The organism is Paenibacillus sp. OT2-17, assembly GCF_009827695.1.
Classification (GTDB): domain Bacteria; phylum Bacillota; class Bacilli; order Paenibacillales; family Paenibacillaceae; genus Paenibacillus; species Paenibacillus polymyxa_B.
Genome location: NZ_WUDQ01000217.1, coordinates 1 through 5795, shown reverse-complemented (window position 1 = coordinate 5795; position 5795 = coordinate 1). Strand labels below are relative to the sequence as shown.

Below are 5795 nucleotides of genomic sequence, written 5' to 3'. Positions count from 1 at the left end.
CCACCGGAATCGTCTGAAGCTGTGAACCTCGATAGCATCCATGACGGATGGAGTGCAGCAGCGTGCCGTGCAGACATTTTTCACAAACCTTATTCCCTCGCATAAAGGTTGCCGCCGGACAAATCAGCCTGTAATTATGCAGTGTCTGGACAACCGGAATCCCCAGCCGTTCACAAGCATGATAGACCGAAGGAGATAGAACTGGGAAAAAATTATGCACATGAACCACATCCGGCTTCACCTGTAAAAGCAGCTTCTTAATTCTTTTGAATTCCGGCAGGGACCATGCCGCCTCTACTGCCAGCTTTGCCATGTTCGCTAGCCCTCTGCTTTGAATGCTGTCGTTGTGCACATAGTAATGCTCTGTCTCTATTCCTCTGGAACGCAGCATAGCCGATTCTTGCTCGACAACCTTGTCTTCTCCCCCGCTTTGCTGATAAAAGTTATGGATGATCAGCACCTTGCTTACAGGAGGGTTCATCTGTCTGCTGACCTGTTGGCTCACGTGGCTGCCCCTCTTTCCTGCGTTGATTGCATAACGTGGTTAGAATTCCCGGGCTTGATTCCTTGATGGCTTACTATTTCATCTGCGATGCGATCCCACGACATGCGCTCGACCGTAAGGAAAGCCTTCTCCGCCATACTTCGTCTCAGCTCAGCATTATCCAGCAAATCGCCTATCCGATCAGACCATTCCTCTTCTGAAAAGCTTCTCAGCATCACTCCGCTCACTCCGTCCTCAATCAAGGTAACCGAGCCCCCGTTTACCGAAGAGATAATCGGAACGCGAAACAGCATGCTTTCCAGCAGCACCATACCAAAAATATCGTATTGGGTCGGAAACAGCATCACATCCGCCGCTCCGTAAATCTGCCACAGATGACGTTGTTCCACTCTTGAAAAATGTATAATACTGTCCGTTATTCCCAGTTCATGAGCATATGTCCAATAGCGGTCTGTGTCCGTCTTCCGTCCATTCCCGACCATTAACAAAAGGCAGCTAGGATGCTTTTGGAGTACCCTTTTGAACGTACTCAGCATAAAACGTATATTTCTCCGTTCCTCCAGTACACCAACATACAGTAGCACCGGACGATCTCCGATTCGACGCAGCTCATTCGCGACCTCACGGTTTTCCTCACGTTCTCCGCTTATGTCTTCACTGTTGTTACTGGTGTCACTGTCGAATGCTCTCTCTACTTTACTGCGATCCAGTCCGACTCCAATCGTAACCACGTTGTCAAAACCTTTATTCTCCAGATAGCGCTTGGCGAGATCGGATTTGACATAGGTACGGCTTAGAGATTTTGCTACCTTCGGCAGCAGCATAATATCGTACAGTTTGCGGATCAGCGCGTGCGTGTTATCCCGGTATGGGCCGTGATACAACGCCAGCTTATCAGGGCATTTGCGGGAAAGCAGATAGGTCATGATCTGGTTGTATTCTGTAGTAATGACCAGACCATAAGCATCCAGAAAAGAATCTTTGAGAACATCTCTGTAGATGCTGTTGCTTAAGAACTTAAACCCGTGGAGCCAGATAATACGCAGGGTGCATCCTTCGTGACGGTAGACCTGTTCCAGATGGGTTTCCTTACGATCGTTGTAGTAAACAATATCGCAATCATAGCCTTTTCGAACGAGTGCTTTGCCCAAACCGACTTCCTGTAAATTGTATGAGTCCCCGTTCACCTTGCTGGCAAAATTGCGGAGATACAATATTTTTTGAATCATCATCAGGGCTCCTGCCATTTCATATTGGGTGAGTTATGGCGGCGGGGTTTAGAGACCGCTGCGCACTCCATTTGAACTTCCGATCGCTGTTGCAGTGGGATTCTTGGATATATAAAACATTCCGAGGTAAGAATCCCACTGCAAAGGCGAACGCTAGCGCTTCTTCAGATTCAAATGGACCGCTCCGCTGCTAACCGCCGGGTCCATAAAGTCACCCCATTTAAAAAAAGGGAATGCTGGGCATGAAGTGCCCTCGCTGCGCGGATATACGCGAGCGAATGCATGCAGCCGTTGACTACGCTAACTTGTATACCGGTCACATAGCGATAAACGATTGAACAGCATAGAGCTACTACCGCAGGGCTGACCACGAGACCTTAGCTAGGCTTGATTGTTGCTTGTCGTGAGTGTTATCCACCAAACACTGTCACCCTGACAGAGAACCGTGCTGAGTGTGCCCTACGCCGGCATACATGCCCGGCGAGAAGTTCGCGGCGATAGGGCGAAGCTATCGCCAGGCAGTTCTTACCTCCCCCACCTTATGGGCTGGGGGAAATTCTTTTTGGCGGCGGTGGGTAGCGGTGGGTAAGGATTTGAATCTGGAGAAGCGTCAGCGTTCGCCTTTGACGAGGGATTCCGCCTTCTTACAGGGCCTATTCAATCCAGGGAATCTCTCGTCAACAGCGATCGGAAGATCAAACCCGCCCCGAAGCGGCCTCTCCCCTCCAAACCGAATGCTCACGCTGCCTTTCCTCTGTCATCTGCATATTAAAATGGTCTGCCCCTTTGAGCTGGGCAGCTGCCATATCCGCCACTAGAGTCACACTCGATTCCATCGGCACAAAGCGGTATTTGTAGGCTGTAAGCCGATGATCCGTTTCGTGAAATAAAATATCCTGAGCGTAATTCCCCCATCGGTCCTTGGGCATCAAATCAATAGTCATGCCAGCATGCGCAGAGGGCAGCAGCATATTAGAGCCGTGGATGCCGATCACTAATCGGCTGGCTGCGTATACCTCGCAGACCCGCAGCTCACTTTCCCGGTCAAAGCGTGTGACACGCTCATCAGAAATCCATGCCGGGAAGCTCCCGGTACGCCCAAGTCCAGCGACTGTAAAACGATGATCTGGGAAGCTTTCTCTCAGCCTGCGGAACAGTCGTATGATTTTACTGCGCTGATGATAAATTAGCGGTTTTAGCCCACGTTTGAGCTGCGGAAATTTCTGTACCGCTCTTGCGATATGATGGCTGCCGCTCCACAAGCGGTCTTCCCTCCATACAAAGGTAATGCGCGGCTCCGACTCACGCCCCTCGTCATAGCGGGAGACACCTGTAAACTGCTCAATATCAAACTGATTGGGATGTGAATATGCCGGGCTGACATACACCTCATCAAAACGCATCAGTTCCTCAATCATCCGATGATGTAGTACAGGATAAAAGTTTCGTGCCTTGCTGAACGGCACATCAACCGTCCAAATTTCAGACACATATGCTGGCACCATCCATTCCAGCGACTTTTGCACAATGACGATGATGCCCAGGTCCGGCGATTGCTCGTGTTCGCGTTGCACATTGAGCAGCTTGAGCAAAGCATGGCCATACAAATAATCCATTGTGTTGATGATAATCACACGTGTAGAAGCTTTCATTTTATGCACAGTCATGCCGACTGCTAAGTCATAGGAAGGATTCATCAACGATTGCCGCAAAGGCTCTCCGAGCCATTTTCTCGACCTCGCATCACCGGTCAGAATATAGTCAGGCATTTCTACACGATAAGGTGAATACGTGGCATGACCGACCCTCATGTCCTCGAGATATTCGCGTCCGCACCCCTCACACGCAGTGCTGACACATACATGGATTCCCTGCCACAGCACCTCTCCACCACGTACCTTACTTCCACAATGCGGGCACTGTTCCTCATGCCGAACAAACGGTTTAATGGGTATCATGATTGTTCTCTCCAACTTTCGGTACTGTAATATGAACACGCCAGAAGGTCAGGATGGACTTCATCATCCAACCCAAATTAGATTTAACTTCCTTAAATAGCAAATCTAATAGAAATACAGATATCGTAAAGGACAAGATCGTCGCTACTAACGACCCTCGGACACCAAGCAACGGGATTAGCGCGTAATTGAAAGCGATATTCGTAACCGCACCCACCACCGAGGTCAGCAGCGTGTATCTGAACAAATTTTCATTGGTAATAAACAAGCTTTTAGCAACACTGAAGTTGGTGAAAAACAGACGAATCGCAAACAGAGACAACAGCGAACCTGCTTCGGTAAATTCTTTCCCATACAGCACAACCACTACCCATTGGGATAGAAAAAATAAAGGTACCGAGGTCACAAGAAAGCATATAAACATCAGGCGATACACCGTAGACAATGTCTGTCTGTATTCGTCGCTTCCTTTCTGCTTGGAGCGGGTTACTACTGGAGCATAGGCCGTTGTCAGAACAACCGGAATGAAGCCCAGCACTTCGATGAGTCGGAGTGCAACGGAGTATTGCCCAACCGCAGCGTTCCCCAGCAGTTCACCGATAATGACTTGATCGATCCGTGCCTGTACATATACAGCGGAGGATGACAGTATAAGCGGCCAGCTGTGATTCATAATTCGCCGAGCTGTGGCTAAGCGGAACGTCCATCGCTTCACACGTCGTCCTTCCTTACGGAAGAAATACAGCAGCAGCAGGCTCCCCAATAGAAACTCTCCATGAGCACACAACGCCACCACCCATATCGGAACACCGGACAACAACAGAATGATTTTGATGGTTGAGCCGAGAACAAAGGCGGTATTCTTGGCAACGACCGTGTATTTGGACAGCATCTGCGCACGAAACCAGTAGTCGATGATATCAAACAATTGAAATACCGAGGCCGTAGCCAAGATCAGATTGATCAACCGCACCGAACTGTCTTCCGGTCTGAGCAGTGAAATGAAGGAATAGGACAGTACAATGGCTATCAGAGTACCTACCAATTTCAGCAGAACCGCCGTACCCAATAGCTCATGCTCATCCTTGGGGTCTTTGACAAGATCGCGTACTAATATAGAATCAAAGCCAAGGGTCGTGAAAATCAGAAACATCCCGAAAAAGGATTCCGCATAATTCCACTTTCCCAGTTCCTCTGGTCCCAACACTCTCGCCATGATGATGCTGACTGCCAGGCCGAACACCATGCGAATCATTTTGTCACCGAACAGCCATGATGTATTCACCAGCAAACTTCTGCGCGGTTTGGCGCGTTTTTCGACTAATGTCATAGGTTTTACTCCATCTTGAAAAATGACCTTGCGTACAGCGAAGAGACCCCCGCCCAGGCGGATGGCCTCTCCATCTCTTACACGACGACAGAAGCTTCAACTGCAGCCTGCCTTTTTACCCGCTCCAAGTCTGTATCCACCATCATATGAATGAGCTGCTCGAAGCCTACTTCCAATCGCCAGCCCAGCTTTTCTTTCGCCTTGGCACAATCGCCGAGCAATAGATCTACCTCTGCCGGACGGACAAATTGAGGATCGATCACGACGTAATCCTCATAATTTAGGCCTACATGGGAAAAGGCAATTTGCAGCAGTTCACGCACAGAATGCATTTCTCCCGTGGAAATGACGTAATCATCCGGTTGATCCTGCTGAAGCATCAGCCACATCGCCTTTACATAATCCCCTGCAAAACCCCAGTCTCGCAGTGAATCCAAATTTCCCATGCGCAGCTCCTGCTGCAACCCCAACTTGATGCGAGCTACCGCATCCGACACCTTACGCGTTACAAATTCCAGTCCTCGGCGTGGGGATTCGTGATTGAACAGAATGCCAGAGCAAGCAAACATATTAAAGCTTTCGCGATAGTTCACTGTAATCCAATGGCCGTACACTTTGGCGACACCGTAGGGACTACGTGGGTAAAACGGAGTCGTTTCTGTCTGCGGTGTCTCCAGCACCTTACCGAACATCTCGCTGCTTGACGCCTGATAAAAGCGCGCTTCCGGTTTGGCAATTCGAACCGCCTCCAGCATATTGGTGACAGACAGCGC

5 protein-coding genes are annotated in these 5795 nt (G+C 49.5%); all 5 read right to left on the bottom strand.

What is annotated here, in order from left to right:
- Positions 1-505, bottom strand: a 505-nt coding sequence (locus tag GRP75_RS17735) for a glycosyltransferase (RefSeq protein WP_160789946.1), incomplete at its 3' end; no start/stop codon positions are given.
- Positions 502-1734 (bottom strand): glycosyltransferase family 4 protein, encoded by a 1233-nt coding sequence (locus tag GRP75_RS17730; RefSeq protein ID WP_160789947.1) that lies wholly within the window; start codon positions 1732-1734, stop codon positions 502-504. The genes GRP75_RS17730 and GRP75_RS17735, both read right to left, overlap by 4 nt.
- A 695-nt stretch (positions 1735-2429) precedes the next feature.
- Positions 2430-3692 carry a hypothetical protein gene (locus tag GRP75_RS17725; protein ID WP_160789945.1) on the bottom strand — a complete coding sequence of 421 codons (1263 nt, stop codon included), beginning with the start codon at positions 3690-3692 and terminating at the stop codon, positions 2430-2432.
- A complete protein-coding gene (locus GRP75_RS17720) occupies positions 3679-5022 on the bottom strand; it encodes a flippase (RefSeq protein WP_023987437.1) in 1344 nt (447 codons plus the stop codon). Before GRP75_RS17720 ends, GRP75_RS17725 begins: the two co-directional genes overlap by 14 nt.
- A gap of 77 nt (positions 5023-5099) precedes the next feature.
- On the bottom strand, positions 5100-5795 hold a 696-nt coding region (locus GRP75_RS17715; protein WP_160789944.1), incomplete at its 5' end, for a GDP-mannose 4,6-dehydratase.